Source organism: Defluviimonas aquaemixtae (genome assembly GCF_900302475.1).
Lineage (GTDB): Bacteria > Pseudomonadota > Alphaproteobacteria > Rhodobacterales > Rhodobacteraceae > Albidovulum > Albidovulum aquaemixtae.
Map to the genome: position 1 here is coordinate 443,498 of NZ_OMOQ01000002.1, position 20,667 is coordinate 464,164.

Sequence of the window (20,667 nt, forward strand, 5' to 3'; positions counted from 1 at the left end):
TCTACATGCCGTTGCGCGGGATCTCGTGATGCCAGTCGACGTGGTGGAACTCCTCCTCGCCGTCGCGGCAGGTCACACTGGCCTTCAGGACGAAATGCGTCTTCGTCGCGGTCATTTCGGACCAGGTCTCGAACCGGGGATTCCAATCGTCGCGCCGGAAGAAGCCCGACTGCTTCATGATCGCCCGCGCGCTGAGCGGGTCCGGCCCGATCTCGTAGATCCGTTCCGACACATCGCCGATCACAGTTCCGGTCTCGTCGAGCCGCACATCGCCCACCGGCCCGAACACGCCGCCGTCGATGAAGACGCGATGGACGAGCGTGCCGGTCTTGAGATCCATCCGCCAGTCGCGTTCGAGCTTGCCCTCGCGCAGCTGCGTGGCCTTGCGCTTCGCTCTGGGCGCGGGTTCGGGCAGCGCGCGGGGATCGGGGGCGTCGGGTGTTGCGTGCCGGACGGGAAGGTTCAGCCGCGAATGACCGGGCTTCAGCGTCAGGGTGACGATCTCCGGCGACGGCCAGAGGATCGGCCAGTAGGTCGAGGCGACATGCAGGACCAGGCGATGCCCGGCCGCGACCCGCTGCGCGATCCCGTGCAGTGGCACGCTGATGCGCATCTCTTCGCCGGGGATGACGGGCGACGGTCGTTCGTCGCCATTGCGGTGCGCGAAATTCGCAAAGCCCCGCGTGATCAGCGTCTGCGCGCCGTCGGGCGCCTCGTCTGCCAGCGTGACCGCGACGAAACCCTGCGGACGGTCGGCGCTGACGACGAGATCGACGGAGGGCTGGCCGAGGATGTCGGTCGCCTCGTCTAGCGGTGGGCTGCGGAACAGAAGCGCCCCGCCCGCGTCGTGCCGCAGGTCCACCGGCATGTCGCCCGGGATGGCGAACGAGCACATGTCGCCCCCCGCCTTGCCGTAGTCCGTGGAGGACGCGATCCGCATCGGTTCGCCGTTGGTGTCGGCCTCATCTCCCAGTCCGGCCGCGTTCAGCCAGAGGCCGCGCTCAGACACGTTCGGAGACGGCCATGCCGCTTCCTCCACCCACCGGCCCGGCCGCTCGCTGTGGTAGCCGGCGGGCGCGACGCCCTCCTGCATCCAGAAGCGCAGGAGCGGCTCGTCCACAAGCCCGGTGTCCTCGCCCTTCAGCCAGAGGTTCCACCAGCGGATCATCTCGTCGAGGAAATCGGCCTTGGGACCCGGGATGCCCTCATGAGGATAAAGATGGGCCCAGGGACCCATCAACACCTTCACCGGGCCCTTCAGATGCTCGGCTATCCGGAACGGCGTGTCGCGGAAGAGATCGGCCCAACCGCCGAAGAAATAGACCGGGATCGCGACGTCGTCGTAGTTCTCCGAGATCGAGCCGCGCCGCCACATATGGTCATGCGTCTGATGTTGCAGCCACAGGGCCGGCCAGAACGTCATCGCGTCGAGTCGTTCCTTCCACTTCTCGCGCCACTTGTCCGCCCCCACGATCTGGGGATCTGGAGGCAGGGCGTTCAGGAGCTGCATGATCGAGCCCCACCAGAAGTTGTCGTTGGCGAGGACCCCGCCGTAGAAATGGATGTCCTCGAGCCAGCGGTCGTCGGTCCCCATCACCGGCGCGATGGCCTTGAGCGCGGGCGGGCGCTTCGCCGCGACCTGAAACGACGTGTAGGCGCCCCAGGACTTGCCGAACATGCCGACTTTGCCGTCGCACCACTCCTGCGCGGCGATCCAGGCGATGACGTCGGCGCCGTCCTGAATCTCCTGCTCGGAATACTCGTCCGCCATCAGCCCGTCGCTGTCGCCCGCCCCCCGCATGTCGACGCGGATCGAGACATAGCCCGCCTCGGCGAGGCGTGGATGCATGCTTTCGTCCCGCATCCGCGTCCGGTCGCGGCGGCGGTAGGGTATGTATTCCAGGATCGCGGGGAGCGGCGTGCGTGCAGCCTCTTCCGGCATCCACATCCGGGCGGCGAGCCTCGCGCCGTCGGGCATCGGGATCCAGGCGGTTTCGATCGAGCGGATCTCAGGCATCGGTCGTCTCCTCACGGCGGGGCGGGCGGGCGCCGGGCGACAGGGGGAAGTGACAGGCGGTGCGGTGCGGGTCGTCTGGCGCAGGCAGTGGCACTTCCGTTCGGCAGCGCGCCTCGGCCCAGGGGCAGCGCGTGTGGAACTCGCAGCCCGGGGGGCGCGCGAGAAGCGAGGGCACCTCGGCCGGCAGCGCGATGCGGTCGATGATCCGGTCGGGATCGGGCTCGGGGTTCGCCGACAGAAGCGCCTTCGTGTAGGGGTGGCGCGGGGCGGTGAAGATCGCCTCGGACCCGCCCAGTTCCACGAAGCGGCCGAGATACATCACCGCCATGCGGTCGGCGACCTGGCGCACGACATGCAGGTTGTGCGTGATGATCAGGAGCGACAGACCCAGCCGGTCACGCAGGTCGTTCAGCAGGTTCAGGATCTCGCCCTGCACGGAGACGTCGAGTCCTGCCGTGGGCTCGTCCGCCACGATCAGAGCCGGGTCGAGCGCGATGGCGCGCGCCACGCCGACGCGCCGCGCCTGGCCGCCCGACAGCTGGTGCGGATAGCGGTCCGCGAAGTCGGCAGACAGGCCGACGAGCGCGAGAAGCCGTTTCGTCTCGGCACCGAGGTCGCGGTCGGTCATCTCGTGGATGCGGAACGGCTCTGCGATCAGCTGCCCGACCGTCAGCCGCGGCGAGAGCGATCCGACAGGGTCCTGGAACATCATAGCCATTTGGCGGCGGACAGGCTTCATGGCGCGCGTGCTCAGACCGTTGAGCTTCTTCCCGTCGAAGATGATCTCTCCCTCGGCACACCGCAGCAGCCCGTTGATCGCTCGCGCCAGCGTCGTCTTGCCCGAGCCGGATTCGCCGACAAGCGCGAAGGTCTCGCCCTTGGCGATGTCGAAGCTCACCCCGGCGACGCCGTCAATTTCGGTCGGTCGCCCGAGCGCTTGGGAGAGCAGGCCACCGATCTCGAAACTGACGCGCACGTCGCGGACGGAGAGCAGCGAGTCGCTCATGGCGCGGCTTCCCAGCACAGAGCCTGGTGGCCGGGGGCGATGTCCCGCACCGGCGGCCTTTCAGCGCATCGGGGTTGGGCGATGGGGCAGCGTGGCGCGAAGATACATCCTTGGGGCCGCGCGCGCAGGTCGGGGATTTCGCCCTGAATAGTGGGCAGTTGGCGCACCCGTTCGTGCAACCGCGCCGGATCGCATTCGAAAAGCTTCGCGGTGTAGGGATGGCGCGGACCGTGGAAAACATGGCGGATGTCACCGCGTTCGACCACTTCGCCCGCATACATGACGATGACGTGGTCGCAAAGCTCGGCGATCACGCCGAGATGGTGCGAGATGAACAGGACCGAGCAGCCAATATCGCGTTGCAGGTCCTTCAGAAGTTCGATGGTCGCGACTTCGAGCGTGGCGTCGAGCGCCGTCGTGGGTTCGTCGGCGATCAGGAGCGCAGGCTCCATCATCAGCGCCATCGCGATGGCGATCCGCTGTTTCATCCCGCCCGAGAATTCGTGAGCGTACTGGACCAGACGGCTCTCCGCATCCGGGATGCGGACCTTGCGCAGCATCTCAACGGCGCGGGCTTTCTTCTCTGCGGGGCTCAATCCCGAGCGGTACTGGATGTTCACCATCTGCCTGCCGATCGACAGGACCGGGTTGAGCGCGCCCATCGGGTCCTGGAACACCGTCGCGATCCGCTGGCCCCTCAGCGCCCGGTACTCGTCGGGGTCAAGCTTCGTCAGGTTCCGGCCATCGGCGAAGATCAATTCGCCCGACGTGATGTCCCCATTGTCGGCCAGAAGACCAAGGATCGCGTTAATCAGGGTCGACTTGCCGCAGCCGGATTCGCCGACGACGCCGACGATGCTGTTTTCCGGCACGTCGAAGGATACGCCGCGCAAGGCCGACACGGTCCCGCCTTCGGTATGGAAATCGACCGACAGGTCGCGGATGGATAGAACCGTCATCAGCGCGCCCTTAGCCTTGGGTCGAAAAGATCGCGCAAGGTCTCGCCGAGGAAAGTGAAGCCGAGCGTCGTTAGGATGATCGGCAAGCCGCCCGCGATCACGATCCAGGCGCTTTCGCGGATGTTAGCGAAGCCGTCGTTCAGGATCGCCCCCCAGGATGGCGTGGGCGGCCGGACGCCGAGGCCGAGAAAGCTCATGCCCGCCTCGATGGCGATTACGACGGGAATGTCCATCGAGGCGAGGATCAGAACAGGGCCGATGATGTTCGGCAGGATATGGACGCGCAGGATGCGGGCCATGCCCGCGCCCATCGACTGCGCGGCGGTGACGAATTCGGACGACTTGAGCGCTATGGTCTGGGTCCTGATGATGCGCGCATAACTCGGCACGTTGACCAGGACCACAACGATCACGACGGCGGAGAGCGACGGCCCGAAGAGCGTGACGAGAGTCAGGGCAAGCATCACCGTCGGGAAGCTTTTGACCGCGTCGAAGATGAGGATCAGGAGGTTGTCGAGCCAGCGCGGCCCATAGCCCGCGATGAGCCCCAGAACCGCGCCGATGGCAAGCGAAAGCGCCGTCGCACCAATCGCAACGCTGAGCGCAATGCGGCCGCCATGCAGGACGCGCGAAAAGAGATCACGGCCAAGCTGATCGGTTCCGAAAAGATGCGTAGCGCTCGGCCCCTGAAAGCGGTCGCGCGGGTTTAGCCGCGTCGGGTCCCAAGAGGCCAGAAGATCGGCGAAGACCGCGCCGACCACGACGATGATCACCAGCGATAGCCCGAACGCGCCCAAGGGCTCGCGCAGGATCTTCCTGAGCGTTGAGGCCAGTCCTCCAATCCGTCCGCGCGGGGCGGCGATATCAGAAACCGCTTCGGACACGGGGATCGAGTGCTCCGATGAGAAGGTCAGCCAACATGTTAACCAAGACGAAGAAAACAGTCGTCACCAGCACCGCGCCGGTCACGATGGGATAGTTCCTGACGAGGATCGCATCGTAGACCAGCTTTCCGATCCCCGGCCGGGCGAAGACGATCTCGGCGAAGACCGCCGACGACAGCATCTGGCCGACGCCGATGCCGAGGATCGTCACCGTGGGCAGGATCGCGATTGCGAGCGCGTAGCCGTAGACAATCTGATTTTCCGGCAGACCGAAGGCGCGGGCGGTGCGGATATGGCTCGCCTCAAGTACTTCCAGCATCGAGGCGCGGACCATCCGGGCGATGTAGCCGACCCAGCCGAGCCCGACCGCGAGCGATGGCAGAAGAAGATGTACGAGTTGGTCGCCGAGTTCGCCAGGCTGACCAGCGCCGATGGCGGGCAGCCATCTGAGCGCGACCGCGAAGATCAGAAGCGCGTAGATCGCCACGACGAAGGAGGGAACCGCGATGACTGCGACCGAGGCGACGCCGACCACCCGGTCGGCCCAACCGCCCCGGCGCACCGCCGCGAGACAGCCGAGCGGGATGCCGAGCGCCACGGACCAAGTGATCCCGCCGCCGATGAGCGCGAGCGTATAGGGCAGTTGCTCCAGAATGATCGTCATGACCGGCCGTCCCGACAGGACCTCGGTGCCAAGGTCGCCGCGCCAGGCGGAGCTGTAGAAGTTCCAGAACTGAACATAGACCGGCCGGTCGAGACCCATGCGCTCGCGCAGCGCCTGCACCATCTCCTCGGTCGCCCGGGGCCCGAGCGCGACCGAGGCGGGGTCACCCGGCAGGAGGTAGATCATGGCGAACAGAAAGGCCATGGCTACCGACACGATGACCGCGGACAGGCCGAGCCGTTTCAGGGCGTAAATGAACATTCAGATCGGGTGCTGCAGCCCGGGCGACATCTGCCGTCCGGGCTGCATGATCTCAGGCGGGTTTGAAATCGGAGAACAGCGGCTCTCCGTTCGGCTTCAGTCCGGGCGTCAGACTGTCGCGGTGCAAGATGCCAGTAACCTCGTGCGTGAGGAACACGTAGTCGCCGCTCTCCTCCATGATGTCCTGCATGCGCTTGTAGATCTCGTCGCGCTTGGCCGGATCGGTCTCGACGAGGCCCTGGGCGTGCAGATCCTCGAATTCGGGGCTGTTGAATCGTTCCCAGTTCCAGACGCCGATCTGCTCGGGCACGAACCATGCCGTTGCCCAGCTCGGATCCGGCTCCATCGAGAAGCGGCCGAGGATGAGCTGCAACTTGTCCCAGTAGTCTCCATCCTTGGAGCCGAGCGTCCAGAACGTACCAGAGTCGTTCTGCTTGATCTCGCACTGAATGCCGACGTCGGCGAGATTGGCCTGGATCACCTGCGCGGCCGTCAGCCGCTCGGACTGGTTGAGGATGTCGAGCGTGACCGCCATGCCGGTTGCACCTTCGGCTTCCAGCAGTTCGCGCGCCTTGTCGGGATCGTAGTTGTAGAGATTGGCGTCACGGTGTCCAGGAAGGCCCGGCGCGATGATGCCGGTCGAGGTGCTAGCGGCGCCGAAATAGGCCGCTTCGACCACCGCCTCGCGATCGACCGCGTATTGCACGGCGCGGCGAATATTGGGGTTGTCGAACGGTGCGACATCCTGGTTAATGCCCATCCAGACATAGGCGAGCGACGGTTTTTCGACGACAACAGAGCCGGCCGGCGGCGATTCCTTCAGCCGCGGGATCGAGGCGACGGCGGTCCAGGTATAGTCGAGATCGCCCGCCTCGAAGCCAAGTTCGGCGGTCTTCGGATCCTCGATGGGAAATATGTGGATCTCGTCATAGGCGCCCGGTTCGTAGGCCCAGTCGGGGTTGCGGACGAGGACGGTGCGCTGCTTCGGAGTCCATTCCTTGAGGACGTAAGGCCCCGACTGGCCGACCGGCTCGACGCCGATCTTGCCACCGGCGGCTTCCACGGCGGCCTTCGATAGCACCGCGCAGCTCGTTGTCGGCAGTGTGGAGGTCCACAAGGGCGCGAACGGCTCATTCAGATGAATGATGCCGGACAGCGTATCCTTGACCTCGACCTCCTTCAGCGCCGCCCAGTCGCCGGCATACGGGCTTTCGTTCGCGGGGTCGGCGATGCGTTCGTAGGAAAACTTCACGTCCTCGGCGGTCATCTGGCCGAACCCGTCGGTGAAGCCGATCTTATCGCGCAGCTTGAAGGCGATGGTCGTGGCATCAAGCTGCTCGATAGACTCGGCTGCAAGCAGCTTCCAAGACCATTCATCGCCCGGCGCGTTGACGATTAGGCCGGCATAGATTTCCCGCATGATGTCGCCTTCGGGCGCCGAAAGCCGGTAGGCCGGGTCCAGTATCTGGATGTCGCTGTAGGAGCGGACCTTCAGCACGCCGCCTTCCTGCGACCACGACGTGCGCGGCGCGAGCATCGAGGCGACGCCCGCCCCTGCGGTCGCGGCGAACAGCCCGCGGCGTGTGAGATGATGTGTTTTCGTTGCGGACATCGTTCTTTACCCCCTGTGGCAAGGTGCAAGTCACGACCGCCTGCGAATGTAGGCCTCGCTTCGGGCGGGCGCTGAAAAACAGCTTGGAGGCGGCTGGGCAGAGTTGTCCAGCGTTTTGTCCCGGCGCGCGCAGATTTACCCGTTGGTGACTGATCACCGCCGACCTGTCATCCGAGATCGTCGCCCGAGGTCGCGCCGCTGATGAGCTGATACGCCAGAAGATCGGAGATTTCGCGGGGGTCGCGTGTGAGCGGCCGGACCTTGCGACGCAGCTCTGAGAGCGTCGCCGCCTCGCTTCGCCAGAGCGCGTCCGCCGCTTCAACGGTCAACTCGGTGAAGCGAAGAATTGACCCGGCCGGCGCCTGCGCGACGCGGGGCAGGTCCGCGGCTATGACCGTGGCTATTCGCGGGTAGCCGCCGGTGGTTTGGGATTCGGAGAGCAGAACGAAGGGCACGCCCTCGCCGGTCATCTGGATGTCCCCTGGTCCGATGAAATCTGATGCGATGCCGCCGCTCATCTCCGCCGCCAAGCATGCGCCGTCATGGGACAGGCGGACGCCCTGCCGGTTGGCATCGGTCGCGCGCTGGAAGGCGGTGTCGAGAAAGCGCCGCCAGACCTCGGGTGTGAACAGCATGGTCTGTGGGCCCGGCATCACGCGGATCTTGCCGCCTGAGAAGCGAAGCTCCGCATCGATGATGCGGGATCTTCCACCCGGCGCAGGATCAGGGCCGATGGGCAACCGGTCGTCCGTCCGGATCCGCTCGCCGATCCCGGCCGCCAGGTGGGCGGAACGGCTGCCGAGCCAAGGGTTGGTTGCGATCCCCCCCGCGAACGTCAGGTAGCCATAGGCGCCAGCTTCGGCGCCTCCGATACTCAGACGCTGACTGGGTTCCAGCATGTGACTTGCATGCCAAGGCAGAGGACGTCCGTCGACTGCGGCGCGCATCGGTGCCCCGGTCAGGGCGATGCGTGTGGGTTCCGTGACAGAGACTTCGCCGCCCAATCCGGCCATCTCGACGCCGGCCACCGGTTCGGATAGCGCCAGTAGTGCCGCCGCTTCGAACAGCGCCAGCCGGTCTGCCGCTCCACCCTGCGACAACCCCCGTGAGATATGACCGGGACGCCCCAAGTCCTGTATGGTCAACCCCGGGCCGGCGCGATGAAAGATCGCCTCAGCTGTCATGAGAGCCCCTCGCGGCGCGCGCCGCCCATCGGGTCCGCTCCGTCCGCGCGTAGAGATTCGAGCTCCGCCGAGGATATCTGGACGAAGCGCACGGCATCGCCCGGCGCGAGCGGAAAGGGATCGTCCGATCCGGGCTGGAACGGGCGGAACGCGGACAGACCGACATGGCGCCACCCCGTCGCGTTCTCGGCCGCGAACAGCACGAGCTGGCGCACGGCCACAACTACCGCACCAATCGGCACGCGCGGAGTGAGCTGCGGCTGGCGCGGTATATTCCAGCGATCGGGCAGCAGCCCGAGATAGGGCTGTCCCGGCGCAAAGCCGATCGCGAGCACGCGCAGATCGGCGTCGGTGATTTCGGCGACCGCCTGAGATTCGGTCAGTCCTGTAGCATTGGCCGCTTGGACGAGGTCGGGGCCGCATGCGTCGCCGAACGCCACTGGCACCAGCCAGCGCCGCCGCGGCGCGGGTGGTCTTGCTTTTGACCAATCCTCGGAAGCGAGGAACGGGGCGAGCCATGCCGCGACCTCGCTCCGCGACAGCTTTGCTGGGTCAAAGCGAACGAGGACCGAGGTGAGCGACGGCGCGATTTCTGAGATTCCGGCCATGGCGGAGCCCTTGAGCATCTCGCAAAGCTGCTGGACGGCGCCGCTGGCCTGGGGTGCGGGGGTGAGTGAGAACCGGACCAGAACGCCTCTTTGCCCGAGCGGCAGTGCCTCCGGCTGAATTGAACGGCGGGCATTCTTCATGGCGGATCAGTCCGCGACGGTCACGTGACGGCGGCGGCGCGGATCGGGACAGGCAGGTCGCGGACCCATGGCTCCCCCAAGGCGACTGGCAGCCATACTGGCGGGAAACGGCCACGCCCTCAACCCCAAGGGGCAGCCGGCGGAAGCCCGGGCCGCCAGGTGGCGGAGGGCGTCGCCGTTGATGTATGGTGACGGCAGGTCGCGGATGAGATAGCAGCATGTACAGCACCGCCGAATATAGCACGTCGGCGAGAGGAGAGGCCGTGACGGACAGCGCGGAAGTTGGAGGAACAGCGAGCCTTGATGGCCGCGGGCTCATCGCCTGCCCGGTCTGCGACGTTTTGCATGACGAGGTGCCTGTTTCCGCCGGAGCGAAGGCACGGTGCAGCCGCTGCGGAACTGTGCTTTACGCTCCGCGCCGGAGCGCGATGACCCAGATCGTCATGCTCGCGGCGACCGCCGCGATTCTCATGATTGCGGCGGTTTTCTTCCCGTTCCTCGAACTTGACGCAGGCGGGCTCAACCAGCGAAGCTCTGTGTTCGACGCGGTGATGGCATTTTCGGAAGGCTGGATGGCGCCTCTGTCGGCGGCGGTTGCCGCGACCGTCGTCCTCTTGCCGTTCGCGCGGCTTTGCGCGATCGCCTACGCGCTCGGTCCGATGGCGATCGGCTGGCATCCCGCCCGTTACGCCGAAGCCGCGATGCGCTGGGCAGAGGCCGTGCGTCCCTGGGCAATGGCCGAGATCTTCATCCTCGGGGTCGCGGTCGCCTTGGTCAAAGTGGCTGGCCTTGCGAAGGTGACCCTCGGTCCTGCCTTCTGGGCCTTCGCTGCACTCGTTCTGGTGACGGTGCTGAAAGACAGTGTGATATGCAAGTTGTCGGTATGGAAGACACTGGAAGAACGCAGGAATACCTGACCGCCCGACGCGCCGGTCTGGTCGGCTGCACCCAGTGCGGCGCCGTCCATCCGTGGGCCGCGCGCGAGTGCCGTCGCTGCGGCGCCGCCCTTGCGAGCCGCGATGAGACCAGCCTTCAGCGTGTCTGGGCCTGGCTGTTCGCGGGCATGATTGCTTATATTCCGGCCAATCTCTATCCGATGCTCGTCACCAATCAGTTCGGCAAGCATCATGAAGCCACGATCGTAGGCGGTGTCATCGAACTGGCCGAGCACGGTTCCTGGGGTGTCGCCATCATCGTCTTCACGGCGAGCGTCCTGATCCCCATCAGCAAGTTCATCGCCATCGGCTACCTCGCGGTTTCGGTCCGATCCGCGAGCGCAATGAGCGGTCATGGCCGCCAACTGCTCTACGAGATCGTGGAATTCATCGGGCGCTGGTCTATGATCGACGTCTTCGTTGTCGCGATACTTTCGGCACTGGTGCAGCTGAAGTTCGTGGTAACGGTTAATCCGGGTGTTGCCGCCGTCAGCTTTGCGCTTTCTGTTGCATTTACCATGCTCGCAGCGCAGAACTTCGACCCCAGACTGATCTGGGACGCTTACGAGGCTGACACACATTGACTGATCCACGCCCATCTCAACTCGATGTCTCCACCGGGAGGCAATCGCCCTGGCGCAACCTGTCGGTCATCTGGCTCATCCCGGTCCTCGCACTCGCCATCTCGCTCGGGCTTGCCTGGCGGACCTATTCCGACCGGGGGGTGCCGATAGAAATCACATTTCAGAACGCGTCTGGCGTGGCGCCGGGCGAGACGACGCTGCGTTACCGGGACGTCGTGATCGGCACCGTCGAACAGGTCAGCTTCACCGAAGATCTTGCTCAGGTTGTCGTCCGTGCGCGTGTCGAAAAGGAGTTCGCCCCCTATCTCGATGAGGATGCGGAGTTCTGGGTCGTACGGCCTCAGGTTAGCGCGCGCGGGATTTCGGGCCTCTCCACGGTGCTGTCTGGCGTCTATATCGAAGGCGCGTGGAACCAGGAGAAGGGCATCGCGCGACAGGTTTTCGCTGGCGCGGACGGCCCGCCTCTCGCGCAGCCCGGACGCGCGGGCAAGCGTATCACGCTTGTCGCCGAAGACGGGCGGCTGATCTCCGAAGGTGCGCCGATCTATTTCCGGGGCATCGAAGTCGGGCGGCTTGAACGGCCGCGCCTCACGGTGTCGAGCGATTCCATCGTGGTGGATGCCTTCATCGAGTCGCCGCATGACCGCCGGCTGAATACCGCGACGCGGTTCTGGGACACATCGGGTTTCTCGGTCTCGCTCGGTGCACAGGGCCTGTCGCTCGATTTCGAAAGCATCGCTTCGGTCGTCGCCGGGGGGATCACGTTCGATTCGGTCTACGAGGGTGGAACGCCGGTAAATGCCGGACACGTCTTTACCATCTATTCCGGGGAAGCCGAGGCGCGGAAGAGCCTGCATACGCGCGGTTCGGAGTCGGCTGTGCTGGTCGCGGCCGAATTCGGAGATTCGGTCGGTGGGCTCGAACCCGGCGCCGAAGTCGTTTTCGGCGGGCTCGCCGTGGGCGAGGTGACGGCACTTTCTTCTCAGATCGTGGATACTGAGGAGGGACCTGAACTCCATCTCATGGCCAATCTCGCGATAGATCCGGCGCGGCTGGGACTTGGACGCGAAGCAGGGCTGGAAGAGATGCTGGATTTCTTCGAAGGCGCCACCGAGAAGGGTCTGCGGGCGCGGCTTGCCACGGCGAACCTCTTCAGTTCCGCACTCGTAGTGGAACTTGTGGAGTTGCCCGATGCTGAGCCAGCGAGCCTCGACCGGAATGCAACGCCGCTTCCGATCCTCCCGTCCGTCCCCTCTGAACTGCCCGATTTCACCGCTACCGCGGAGGGCCTGCTGGAACGGGTCAACTCGCTGCCGATCGAAGAACTGATCGACCAGGCGATCCGTCTCATGGCGAGCGTCGAAGCGCTGGCGTCATCCGAAAGCACCCGGGCCGCACCCGATGCTGCGGTAGCCCTTCTGGAAGACACCCGCGCGCTCGTGAACGACGAGGCGATGCGCGCGCTGCCGGGCGAACTGCGCGACGTTGTCGCCGAACTGCGGTCGGTGGTCAGTGAGTTGAATTCGCGCGGCACGGTCACGAACGTTGCCGAGGCCGTTGAAAAAGCCAACGCCGCGATCGCCAATCTCGCCACCGCGTCGGAAGACTTTCCGGAGCTTGTCGAGGATCTGCGCCAACTGGCGGCGAAGGCGAACTCGCTCGAAGCCGAAGAGCTCTTGGCCGCAGCGACCCGCGTGTTGGACAGCGCGGATCAGGTGATCAGCAGCGATGCAGCGCGCGACCTGCCGCCAGCCCTGAATGCGGCGCTTGGCGAGGTGCGTGCGACTCTGAGCGAGCTGCGCGAAGGCGGTGCAGTTGAGAATGCGAATGCCGCGATGACCTCGGCCCGCAACGCCGCCGACGCCGTAGCCGATGCGGCCGAAGGGCTGCCGGACCTGAGCGCGCGGCTTGAGCGGCTGGTTTCGCAATCCGAGGCGCTGATCGGTGCTTACGGTGCGCGGTCGACTTTCAACGAAGAGTCCATGGCGGCATTACGCGAAATGCGCGGTGCGGCGCGTGCGGTCGCCCAACTTGCCCGTGCGCTTGAGCGTAATCCGAGTTCACTACTGACGGGGCGATAATATGGTGCGGTTGTCTGCAAAAACCTTTCTTGTCACGTTGCTCGTGGTGCTCGCCGGTTGCGGCTCAGGCAACGCGCCGCGTTTCCTGCTCAACCCGCCCGAGCCGGAGCAACGCTTCGACGTTCGCTACAGCCGTATCGAGCTCAGGGAGGTCTCGCTTCCCGCCTATGCGGCCGCACCGGACATCGCAGTGCAGGGCGAAGGCGGGGATCTCAGGAATCTGCCCGACGCGCTCTGGGCGGACGATCCGGTGCGCGGCGTGACGATGGCTTTGGCCAGGAGTCTTGACGAAGCGTCAGACGCCGTCGTCGCAGCTGAGCCGTGGCCGCTCGATGCGCCCGCCGATCTTAGGGTCGAGGTCCGGGTGGAACAGATGCTGGCCCGCGCCGATGGCCGGTACGAGATCTCCGGACATTACGCCTACTACGCGCCCGAGGGTTCCGGCCGCGGTAGCCTTCGCCGATTCTCCGTCGCCGCGCCGATCTCGGGTGAGGGCGCACGGGGTGTCGCAGACGCGGCCGGGGCTGCGTTGGCGCTTCTGGCCAGAGAGATTTTGTCGCGTCTATAACGCAGCTCGAAACGGTCAGAGAGCCGACGCGAGGATCACCCAACCGGCGCATTCCGCGACCTGCTGCATTGCGCCCATCACGTCACCCGTCTGCCCCCCGATCTGACGCAGCGCCAGGACAGCGACGGCCAACGAGGCGATCGCCACGACGATCGCCACCGTCAGGGCCGTTCCGAGACCAAGCGGCATGAGGCAGAAAAATCCGAGCCCCGCTGCGGCCAAAGCCGGCCGCATGTCATCGCCGCGCGCGGCATAGCCCAAGCCATCGCTCCGCGCCGCGGGCATCAGGACGAGGGCCGCCGGCAGGACCGCCCGCGATGCGGCGGCCAGCCCGATGAGCGCTAAGGTGGCCCCGCCCGTCCCGGCGGCCACGGAAAGACCGACCCAACGAAGCCCGAACGCAAGCAGCAGCGCGATCACTCCGTAGCTGCCGATGCGGCTGTCACGCATGATCTCGAGTTTCCTTTCGCGGTCACGCCCGCCGCCGAACCCGTCCGCGAGATCGGCCAGCCCGTCCTCGTGCATCGCGCCTGTCGCAAGCACACCCGCCGTCACTGCGAGGAGCGCTGCTATTGTCGGCGGCGCGCCGATCCCGAGGGCGAGCCAGCAGACCACCGACCCGAGCGCGCCGACGGCGATGCCGACGAGCGGCCAGGCCCAGAAGGAAGCGGCCATCGCAGGGGGTTCGCCCCTGATCTGGCCCGCAGGCAGACGGCTCAGCAGCATGACGGCCAGCCGCACTTCGTCTGACCGCGACGGGGTCATGCCTCCGACACCCCGGCCTCGGCAAACGTCGCCATGCCATTGTGGCAGGCTAGCGCTGCGCGCAGGATGCCAAGCGCCAGCGCCGCGCCGGACCCCTCGCCGAGCCGCATGTCGAATTCGAGGACGGGGCGTTTGTCGATCGCCGCCAGAAGATTGCGGTGTCCCGGTTCTGCCGAGGCATGTCCGACGAGGCAATGGTCCAGCAGCCGCTTGTCGGCGGCATGAAGCACTGCCGCGGCCGCCGTGCAGATGAAACCGTCGAGGACGACCGGAATGCGCGCCGACCGTGCCGCCAGCACCGCGCCGCAGATCGCCGCCTGCTCGCGCCCGCCGAGGGCCGCGAGGATCGCGGGCGGATCGCCCAGGATCGCCTCATGCCGCTTCAGACCGCGCTCGATTGCATCGACTTTCCGGGCGATTCCAGCCTTGTCAGAGCCGGTTCCGGGCCCTACCCACTCGGCCACCCGACCGCCGAAACAGGCAGCAGCCAATGCAGCTGCCACGGTCGAGTTGCCGATCCCCATTTCGCCGAGGATGAGGACGTCGGCGCCCTCGTCCACCGCAGATGCCCCCTGCCAGAGGGCGTCGAGGCAGTCGGTCTCGCTCATCGCCGGGCCTTCGGTGAAGTCCGCCGTGGGCCGGTCGAGCTCAAGCGCGATGACTGACAGATCGGCGCCGTTCACCGCACAGAGCTGGTTGATCGCGGCCCCGCCCGCGCGGAAATTCGCGACCATCTGCGCCGTCACTTCCTGCGGATAGGGGTTCACGCCCTGCGCGCAGACCCCGTGGTTGCCCGCGAAGACGAGCGCCTGAGCGCGCCAGATTTCAGGCCTCGCGGTGCCGCGCCATGTGGCGATGAACTCGGCAAGCTCCTCAAGCCGGCCGAGCGATCCGGGTGGCTTCGTCAACGAATTCTGGCGCGCCCGTGCCGCTTCGGCCGCCTTGGTGTCCGCAGCCGGAAGCTTGTCGGCGAGTCGGGTGATCTGCGAGAGCGAGGAAAGGGGCGGAAGACTCATGTCATTTTACTTTCAGTGGAAGGCCGGACACGACGAGGTGGACTTCATCCGACACCGCCGCGATCTTTTGATTGAGAAGCCCGGCCGCATCGCGGAATTCCCGGGCAAGGGCGTTGTCCGGCACGATTCCGCAGCCCACTTCGTTGGTGACAATCACGACCGGGTCGCGTTGCGCGGCGAGCGCCGTCACAAATTCCGCGCCCGCCGCCTGCCAGTTTCGTCGGGCGTGCAAGAGATTCGAAAGCCACAGTGTCAGGCAATCAATCAACCGGGGGCCGCGCCCATCGGTCGCGGCCAATGCACCCGTTAGGTCCAGCGGCTCCGCGTGGGTATCCCATTCTGCGCCGCGCCGCGCCTGATGGGCCGCGATCCGCGCCTCCATCTCGGCATCATGCGCCTCAGCCGTGGCGATGTAGACCGCGCGCGGGGCCAGGGACAGCGCCATCGTCTCGGCGATGCCGCTTTTGCCCGATCGGGCGCCCCCTGTGATCAGTATCGTCTTGCTCATCCTGCGTCCTCAAAGCAGAAACAGGCGATGCGGGAAAGGGAGAATGCGACCGTGAGCGGCGGGAGCGCGACAGAGCTGATGTTGATCCGGCATGCGCCCGCCTTGCACGGCGGGCGCCTTTGCGGACGCACCGACGTCGCGGCCGATTGCAGCGACATGGCGGCCATAGCCGCGCTTCGGGCGCGGCTTGGCGAACCTGCCCGGATCGTCGTGAGCCCCGCGCGGCGCTGCCGGGAAACGGCGGCCGCGCTCTGGCCTGACGTGCAGGCGGTCGCAGAGGAGCCCGACCTCTGGGAGCAGGATTTCGGGGCGTGGGAGGGGCGGCCCTTCGCCGGCCTGCCCGATCTCGGCCTGCTTTCGTCGGAAGATCTCGCGCAGCACCGACCACCCGAAGGAGAAAGCTTCGCGGATCTCTGCGCGCGCGCGATGCCTGTGCTAACGCGGCTCGCCGAATCGAACGGGCCGGCCGCTGTCGTGGTGCATGGCGGAACGGTGCGCGCCGGGCTTGCGATCGCGCTCGGAGCCGTCGCGCCCGCCCTGGCGTTTGACGTCGCGCCCTTGTCGGTCACGCGCATACTCGCGTTGCCAAGCGGCGCCTGGTCGATCGCGTCGGTCAACGAGGTCGCGGCATGACGGCTGCCGCCATCCGCGTCGCGGGCCATTTCGGAGAATTGCTGCAGGGCCGAATCGGACGGGATGGTCCCGTGGCCTTGGTCACGCTGCCCTGTCCGGCGCTCTCGCTTGGCGGGTGGCACCTGCCCGGTCCGGGCCTGGCTGTTCACGGCGGCGGGCAGCGCCTCATCACCCCAGAACGCGCGCGTCGTTTTCTTGGCTCGCTTGGTCTGACCTTGGGCGGCCGCGTTGTCTTGCGCGCGTGCATGCCGGCGGGCGGGGGGGGCGGAGCTTCGACAGCGGCACTTCTCGCGCTGGCGGGTCTCGCCGGCTATCGTGGTGCGCCAGAAGATCTCGCGCACGCGTGCATCGAAGCTGAGGGCGCCAGCGACCCCTTGATGTTCGACCGGCCCGAGAGACTTCTCTGGGCGTCGCGTCGGGGGCGGGTTCTTGAGGCGCTGCCGCCCGTTCCCCGGTTTGATGTGATCGGCGGCTTCTACGGACCAGACCGGCGGACCGAGGCGGGGGATGCATCCTTTCCCGACATCTCGGATCTTCTCGCCGATTGGCGGGGTGCCACTCGCGCCGGTGATGCGACCGCCGCGGCGGCGGTCGCCTCCGTCTCTGCGCGGCGCACACTTGCGATGCGCGGTCCAAGTGACGATCCGACAGAGCGATTGGCCGGCGATCTCGGCGCGTTGGGCTTCGCAATTGCCCATACCGGCTCGGCCCGCGCTCTGCTGTTCGCGCCCGGCCGTATCGCGCCCGATGCGCCGGCCGCGCTCCGTCGGGCGGGAATCCGAGCTGTTCTGAGGTTTTCGGTCGGCAAGGAAAGGCCTTGATGAGCGGTGCGGCGATCATGCTCGTAGCGATGGCCATCGATACGGCGATCGGCTGGCCCGCACGGCTTTACGCTGTCATCGGGCATCCGGTCACCTGGATCGGCGCGCTGATCTCGCGGCTGGAATCCTGGCTGAACCTTGAAGACGCGGATCCTCCCCAGCGTCGCCTGGCCGGTCTCGCAGCCACGGTCATCGTGGTTGCGATTGCGGCTGACCTGGCCTGGATGGCCACCTGGTTTCTGCCCGAGGGGTGGTTGGGCATCCTGCTGGGCGGTGTCATCGCTTGGCCATTCATCGCGATCCGGTCGATGCAAAGCCATATCCGGGCCGTCACCGCGCCGCTTTCTGACGGCGATCTGGACGGCGCGCGGAGCGCCGTGGCGATGATCGTCGGGCGCGACCCTGCGCAACTCGACGAGGCCGGCGTCGCGCGAGCGGCGCTCGAAAGTCTGGCAGAGAACACGTCGGATGGTATAGTGGCGCCCGTCTTCTGGGGGACGCTTTTCGGCCTGCCGGGGATCGCCGCCTACAAGGCCATCAACACGCTCGACTCGATGATCGGGCATCGCAATTCTCGCTACGAGGCCTTCGGCTGGGCTGCGGCCCGTATCGATGACGTCGCCAACCTGGTTCCCGCGCGGCTAACGGGAGTGCTGTTCGCAGTCGTCTCGCACGCTCGCGGCGCCGCGTTTCGGGCAATGGTGCGCGACGCTCGCCACCACCGCTCCCCCAATGCAGGCTGGCCAGAGGCGGCGATGGCCGGCGCGCTCGGGGTCCGCCTGTCGGGGCCGCGCGTCTACGCGGACCGGGTGGCGGAGGAGCCTTGGGTCAACGGCGGTGCGCCCGATCCGGAACCGCGCGATATCTGCCGGGCCCTTTCCCTGTTCCGCGCGGCGCTCTTCGCGCTTGCAGCCCTTGTCTTTTTCGCGGCATGGGTCTGAGGCGATGCAGGATCACGGCGGTGACATAGACAGGGCGATGGCCCGCTACGGCGGAGAGGCATCGGACTGGATTGACCTTTCGACCGGTATCAACCGCACACCCTACCCCATCCCTGATCTGCCCTTGAGTGCCTGGACAGCGTTGCCCACCGGGGCGGAACTGGCGGCACTGACCACGTCGGCCGCGTCCGCCTTTGGCACCGGCGCGCCAATCCTCGCCATGGCGGGCGCCCAGGCCGCCATTCAGGCCATCCCGCGCCTTGGAACGCCCGGCCGCGCCCGCGTGCTCTCGCCCACTTATAACGAGCACGCCGCCTCGCTTCGTGCGGCCGGCTGGACAGTGGAGGAGGTCGGCGACCTCGCCGCGCTGTGCGGCGCCGACCTGACCGTGGTCGTGAACCCGAACAATCCCGACGGGCGGTGCCAGAATCCCGAGATGCTGCTCGAGTTGTCCGAACGGGTCGGCCGACTCGTCGTCGACGAAAGTTTCGCCGATCCCGTGCCCGAACTTTCGATTGCCGCGCAGGCCGGGCGGCCGGGCCTCTTCGTCCTGCGGTCCTTCGGCAAGTTCTACGGGCTCGCCGGGCTGCGTCTCGGATTCGTCATCGGCCATGAGCTGGACATCGCCGAGCTCGCACGCATGGCCGGTCCCTGGCCTGTATCAGGCGCGGCGGTCGCCATCGGCTCGACAGCGCTGTCCGACCGCGCCTGGGCTGAAGAGACGACGGCCCGGCTCCTGTCCGAAGCCGGGAGGCTCGACGCGATGGCGCGCGCGGCGGGCTGGTCCCTTGTCGGCGGGACACCTCTCTTCCGCCTCTATGAGACGGGCGACGCGATCGCCGCGCGCGACCGCCTGGCCAACGCCCGCATATGGTCACGGGCCTTTCCGTGGTCGGAGGGCTGGTTGCGGCTCGGCTTGCCGGGGCAGGAGGCAGAATGGGAGCGTTTGGCGGAGGCTTTGGCGCCGCCCTGCGCTGCAACAGTCTAGCGGGCCAGCGCGAGAAGCCCGTCCACGTCCAGATGCGCTTCCATGTGATCGGCCAGCGCGTCAAGCGCCGCCTCGACACTCGCTCCGTAAAGGGCAGTGGAGGACACTTCGAGGCGGGACAGGAACGCCGCGCGGAACGCATCGCCCGCAAACATGCCGTGCAGGTAGCTGCCGATGATCCGGCCGTCGGACGAGGTGGCGCCTTCGGGCTCTCCGTCCACATAGGCGAAGGGCAGGGCGCGGGCCGGGCCTTCCGTTTGGCCGATATGGATTTCGTAGCCCTCCATTGGCGCCCCGGTCGCGGCATGAACTGCGGCGGTGCGGGTCAGTCGCTTGTCGGGCGTCATCGTCGTGGTGACATCGAGTAGCCCGAGCGCCTCGGCCTCGCCGGGTTTGCCTTCGATGCCCTCGGGGTCGGCGATCGACCTGCCGAGCATCTGGTAACCGCCGCAAATGCCGAGCACATGGCCGCCGCGCCGGACATGGGCGGCGAGATCGATGTCCCAGCCCTGATCGCGAAGATAGGCTAGGTCGCCGCGTGTCGATTTTGAGCCGGGCAGGATGACCAGACGGACATCGCCCGGGATCGGCTCGGCCTCGCGGACCATCGTGAGGCTCACCGAAGGCTCGAGCTTCAGCGGGTCGAGATCGTCGAAATTCGCAATCCGGCTGAACGCGAGGCAAGCGATCTTGAGCGGCCCGCCCCCGGTGGCACCGCCGAGATCGAGCGCGTCCTCGGCGGGAAGTTTCGCCGCGTCGCGGAAATAGGGTAGCACACCGAAGCCGCGCCAACCGGTTCGCGCCTCGATCAGCCGATAGCCGTCGTCGAACAGCGATGGGTCGCCGCGGAACTTGTTGATGAGGAAGCCGCCAACCATGGTAGCGTCGTCGGGATCGAGCACCGCCTGCGTCCCGACGATCTGCGCGATGACCCCGCCCCGGTCGATGTCTCCGGCAAGGATCACCGGCACCCTGGCGGCGCGGGCGAAGCCCATATTGGCAATGTCGCCCGCCCGAAGATTGACCTCCGCCGGGCTCCCGGCGCCCTCGACGATGACCAGGTCGTAGGTGGCCTTGAGTCGCTCGAAGCTCTCCAGCACAAATGGCAGAAGTTGCGGCTTCAGGGCGGAATAGTCTCTTGCCCGAACCGTCGTCAGTCGCTTGCCCTGCACTATGACCTGCGCGCCGGTATCGGTCTCGGGCTTAAGCAGAACGGGGTTCATGTCTGTATGGGCCCCCACCCCGCAGGCCAGCGCCTGCAGGGCCTGCGCCCGCCCGATCTCGCCGCCGTCTGTCGTCACCGCGGCGTTGTTCGACATGTTTTGCGGCTTGAATGGCGCGACCGATAGCCCCCTTCGCCGCGCGACCCGGCAGAGACCGGCGACGAGAAGCGACTTGCCGACATTCGAGCCAGCCCCTTGGATCATCAGCGCCCGCACGACACCCTGCACACTTTCTGTCCGAAAATACTCCGGGGGCCCGGGGGCAGAG

The 20,667-nt window shown here is 66.6% G+C and carries 20 protein-coding genes; 8 read left to right on the plus strand and 12 right to left on the minus strand.

What is annotated here, in order from left to right; genetic code table 11:
* Position 1: 1 nt before the first annotated feature.
* From DEA8626_RS13930 to DEA8626_RS13965, 8 genes are all read right to left on the minus strand, one after another.
* Positions 2–2,017, minus strand: coding sequence for a CocE/NonD family hydrolase (locus DEA8626_RS13930; RefSeq protein WP_108853836.1), 2,016 nt, complete (start codon positions 2,015–2,017; stop codon positions 2–4).
* Complete coding sequence (locus DEA8626_RS13935; RefSeq protein WP_108853837.1) at positions 2,010–3,023, minus strand: ABC transporter ATP-binding protein; 1,014 nt, start codon at positions 3,021–3,023, stop codon at positions 2,010–2,012. The genes DEA8626_RS13930 and DEA8626_RS13935 overlap by 8 nt, the downstream gene beginning before the upstream one ends.
* Entirely contained in the window at positions 3,020–3,982 is a 963-nt protein-coding gene (locus DEA8626_RS13940; RefSeq protein ID WP_108853838.1) for an ABC transporter ATP-binding protein, read from the minus strand. The genes DEA8626_RS13935 and DEA8626_RS13940 overlap by 4 nt, the downstream gene beginning before the upstream one ends.
* Positions 3,982–4,866, minus strand: a complete 885-nt coding sequence (locus tag DEA8626_RS13945) for an ABC transporter permease (RefSeq protein ID WP_245890872.1) — start codon at positions 4,864–4,866, stop codon at positions 3,982–3,984. Before DEA8626_RS13945 ends, DEA8626_RS13940 begins: the two co-directional genes overlap by 1 nt.
* Positions 4,847–5,791, minus strand: a complete 945-nt coding sequence (locus tag DEA8626_RS13950) for an ABC transporter permease (protein ID WP_108853839.1) — start codon at positions 5,789–5,791, stop codon at positions 4,847–4,849. Before DEA8626_RS13950 ends, DEA8626_RS13945 begins: the two co-directional genes overlap by 20 nt.
* Positions 5,792–5,843: 52 nt before the next feature.
* Complete coding sequence (locus tag DEA8626_RS13955) at positions 5,844–7,403, minus strand: ABC transporter substrate-binding protein (RefSeq protein WP_108853840.1); 1,560 nt, start codon at positions 7,401–7,403, stop codon at positions 5,844–5,846.
* Between the two features lie 167 nt (positions 7,404–7,570).
* Positions 7,571–8,587, minus strand: a complete 1,017-nt coding sequence (locus DEA8626_RS13960) for a 5-oxoprolinase subunit C family protein (protein WP_108853841.1) — start codon at positions 8,585–8,587, stop codon at positions 7,571–7,573.
* Positions 8,584–9,336 carry a 5-oxoprolinase subunit B family protein gene (locus DEA8626_RS13965; protein ID WP_108853842.1) on the minus strand — a complete coding sequence of 251 codons (753 nt, stop codon included), beginning with the start codon at positions 9,334–9,336 and terminating at the stop codon, positions 8,584–8,586. Before DEA8626_RS13965 ends, DEA8626_RS13960 begins: the two co-directional genes overlap by 4 nt.
* Before the next feature lie 263 nt (positions 9,337–9,599).
* Between DEA8626_RS13965 and DEA8626_RS13970 the strand changes: the two genes are divergently transcribed.
* Genes DEA8626_RS13970 through DEA8626_RS13985 form a run of 4 tightly spaced genes read left to right on the plus strand, consistent with a single transcriptional unit; the run spans position 9,600 to position 13,504 of the window.
* Positions 9,600–10,253 carry a paraquat-inducible protein A gene (locus tag DEA8626_RS13970; RefSeq protein ID WP_245890873.1) on the plus strand — a complete coding sequence of 218 codons (654 nt, stop codon included), beginning with the start codon at positions 9,600–9,602 and terminating at the stop codon, positions 10,251–10,253.
* Entirely contained in the window at positions 10,220–10,855 is a 636-nt protein-coding gene (locus tag DEA8626_RS13975; protein ID WP_108853844.1) for a paraquat-inducible protein A, read from the plus strand. The genes DEA8626_RS13970 and DEA8626_RS13975 overlap by 34 nt, the downstream gene beginning before the upstream one ends.
* Complete coding sequence (locus DEA8626_RS13980; RefSeq protein WP_108853845.1) at positions 10,852–12,936, plus strand: PqiB family protein; 2,085 nt, start codon at positions 10,852–10,854, stop codon at positions 12,934–12,936. Before DEA8626_RS13975 ends, DEA8626_RS13980 begins: the two co-directional genes overlap by 4 nt.
* 4 nt (positions 12,937–12,940) lie before the next feature.
* A complete protein-coding gene (locus DEA8626_RS13985; protein WP_245890874.1) occupies positions 12,941–13,504 on the plus strand; it encodes a PqiC family protein in 564 nt (187 codons plus the stop codon).
* 15 nt (positions 13,505–13,519) lie between these two features.
* On the opposite strand, the gene DEA8626_RS13990 is transcribed toward DEA8626_RS13985, so the two are convergent.
* Genes DEA8626_RS13990 through cobU form a run of 3 tightly spaced genes read right to left on the minus strand, consistent with a single transcriptional unit; the run spans position 13,520 to position 15,793 of the window.
* Positions 13,520–14,269, minus strand: coding sequence for an adenosylcobinamide-GDP ribazoletransferase (locus tag DEA8626_RS13990; RefSeq protein ID WP_108853847.1), 750 nt, complete (start codon positions 14,267–14,269; stop codon positions 13,520–13,522).
* Entirely contained in the window at positions 14,266–15,285 is a 1,020-nt protein-coding gene (gene cobT / locus DEA8626_RS13995; RefSeq protein WP_108853848.1) for a nicotinate-nucleotide--dimethylbenzimidazole phosphoribosyltransferase, read from the minus strand. The genes DEA8626_RS13990 and cobT overlap by 4 nt, the downstream gene beginning before the upstream one ends.
* Position 15,286: 1 nt before the next feature.
* Positions 15,287–15,793, minus strand: coding sequence for a bifunctional adenosylcobinamide kinase/adenosylcobinamide-phosphate guanylyltransferase (gene cobU, locus DEA8626_RS14000; RefSeq protein WP_108853849.1), 507 nt, complete (start codon positions 15,791–15,793; stop codon positions 15,287–15,289).
* A gap of 51 nt (positions 15,794–15,844) precedes the next feature.
* Here cobU and DEA8626_RS14005 point away from each other — a divergent pair, with 51 nt between their 5' ends.
* From DEA8626_RS14005 to cobD, 4 genes are read left to right on the plus strand one after another with little or no spacing between them, the layout of a single operon-like run.
* On the plus strand, positions 15,845–16,426 hold the full coding sequence (locus tag DEA8626_RS14005) for a histidine phosphatase family protein (protein WP_245890875.1): 582 nt from the start codon (positions 15,845–15,847) through the stop codon (positions 16,424–16,426).
* A complete protein-coding gene (locus tag DEA8626_RS14010; protein ID WP_108853851.1) occupies positions 16,423–17,247 on the plus strand; it encodes a propanediol utilization protein in 825 nt (274 codons plus the stop codon). The genes DEA8626_RS14005 and DEA8626_RS14010 overlap by 4 nt, the downstream gene beginning before the upstream one ends.
* Positions 17,247–18,188, plus strand: coding sequence for an adenosylcobinamide-phosphate synthase CbiB (gene cbiB, locus DEA8626_RS14015; protein ID WP_108853852.1), 942 nt, complete (start codon positions 17,247–17,249; stop codon positions 18,186–18,188). The genes DEA8626_RS14010 and cbiB overlap by 1 nt, the downstream gene beginning before the upstream one ends.
* A 4-nt stretch (positions 18,189–18,192) precedes the next feature.
* Positions 18,193–19,176, plus strand: a complete 984-nt coding sequence (gene cobD / locus DEA8626_RS14020) for a threonine-phosphate decarboxylase CobD (RefSeq protein WP_108853853.1) — start codon at positions 18,193–18,195, stop codon at positions 19,174–19,176.
* Here cobD and DEA8626_RS14025 read toward each other — a convergent pair.
* Entirely contained in the window at positions 19,173–20,615 is a 1,443-nt protein-coding gene (locus DEA8626_RS14025; protein ID WP_219929206.1) for a cobyric acid synthase, read from the minus strand. The two genes, cobD and DEA8626_RS14025, sit on opposite strands and share 4 nt — an antisense overlap.
* Positions 20,616–20,667 lie beyond the last annotated feature (52 nt).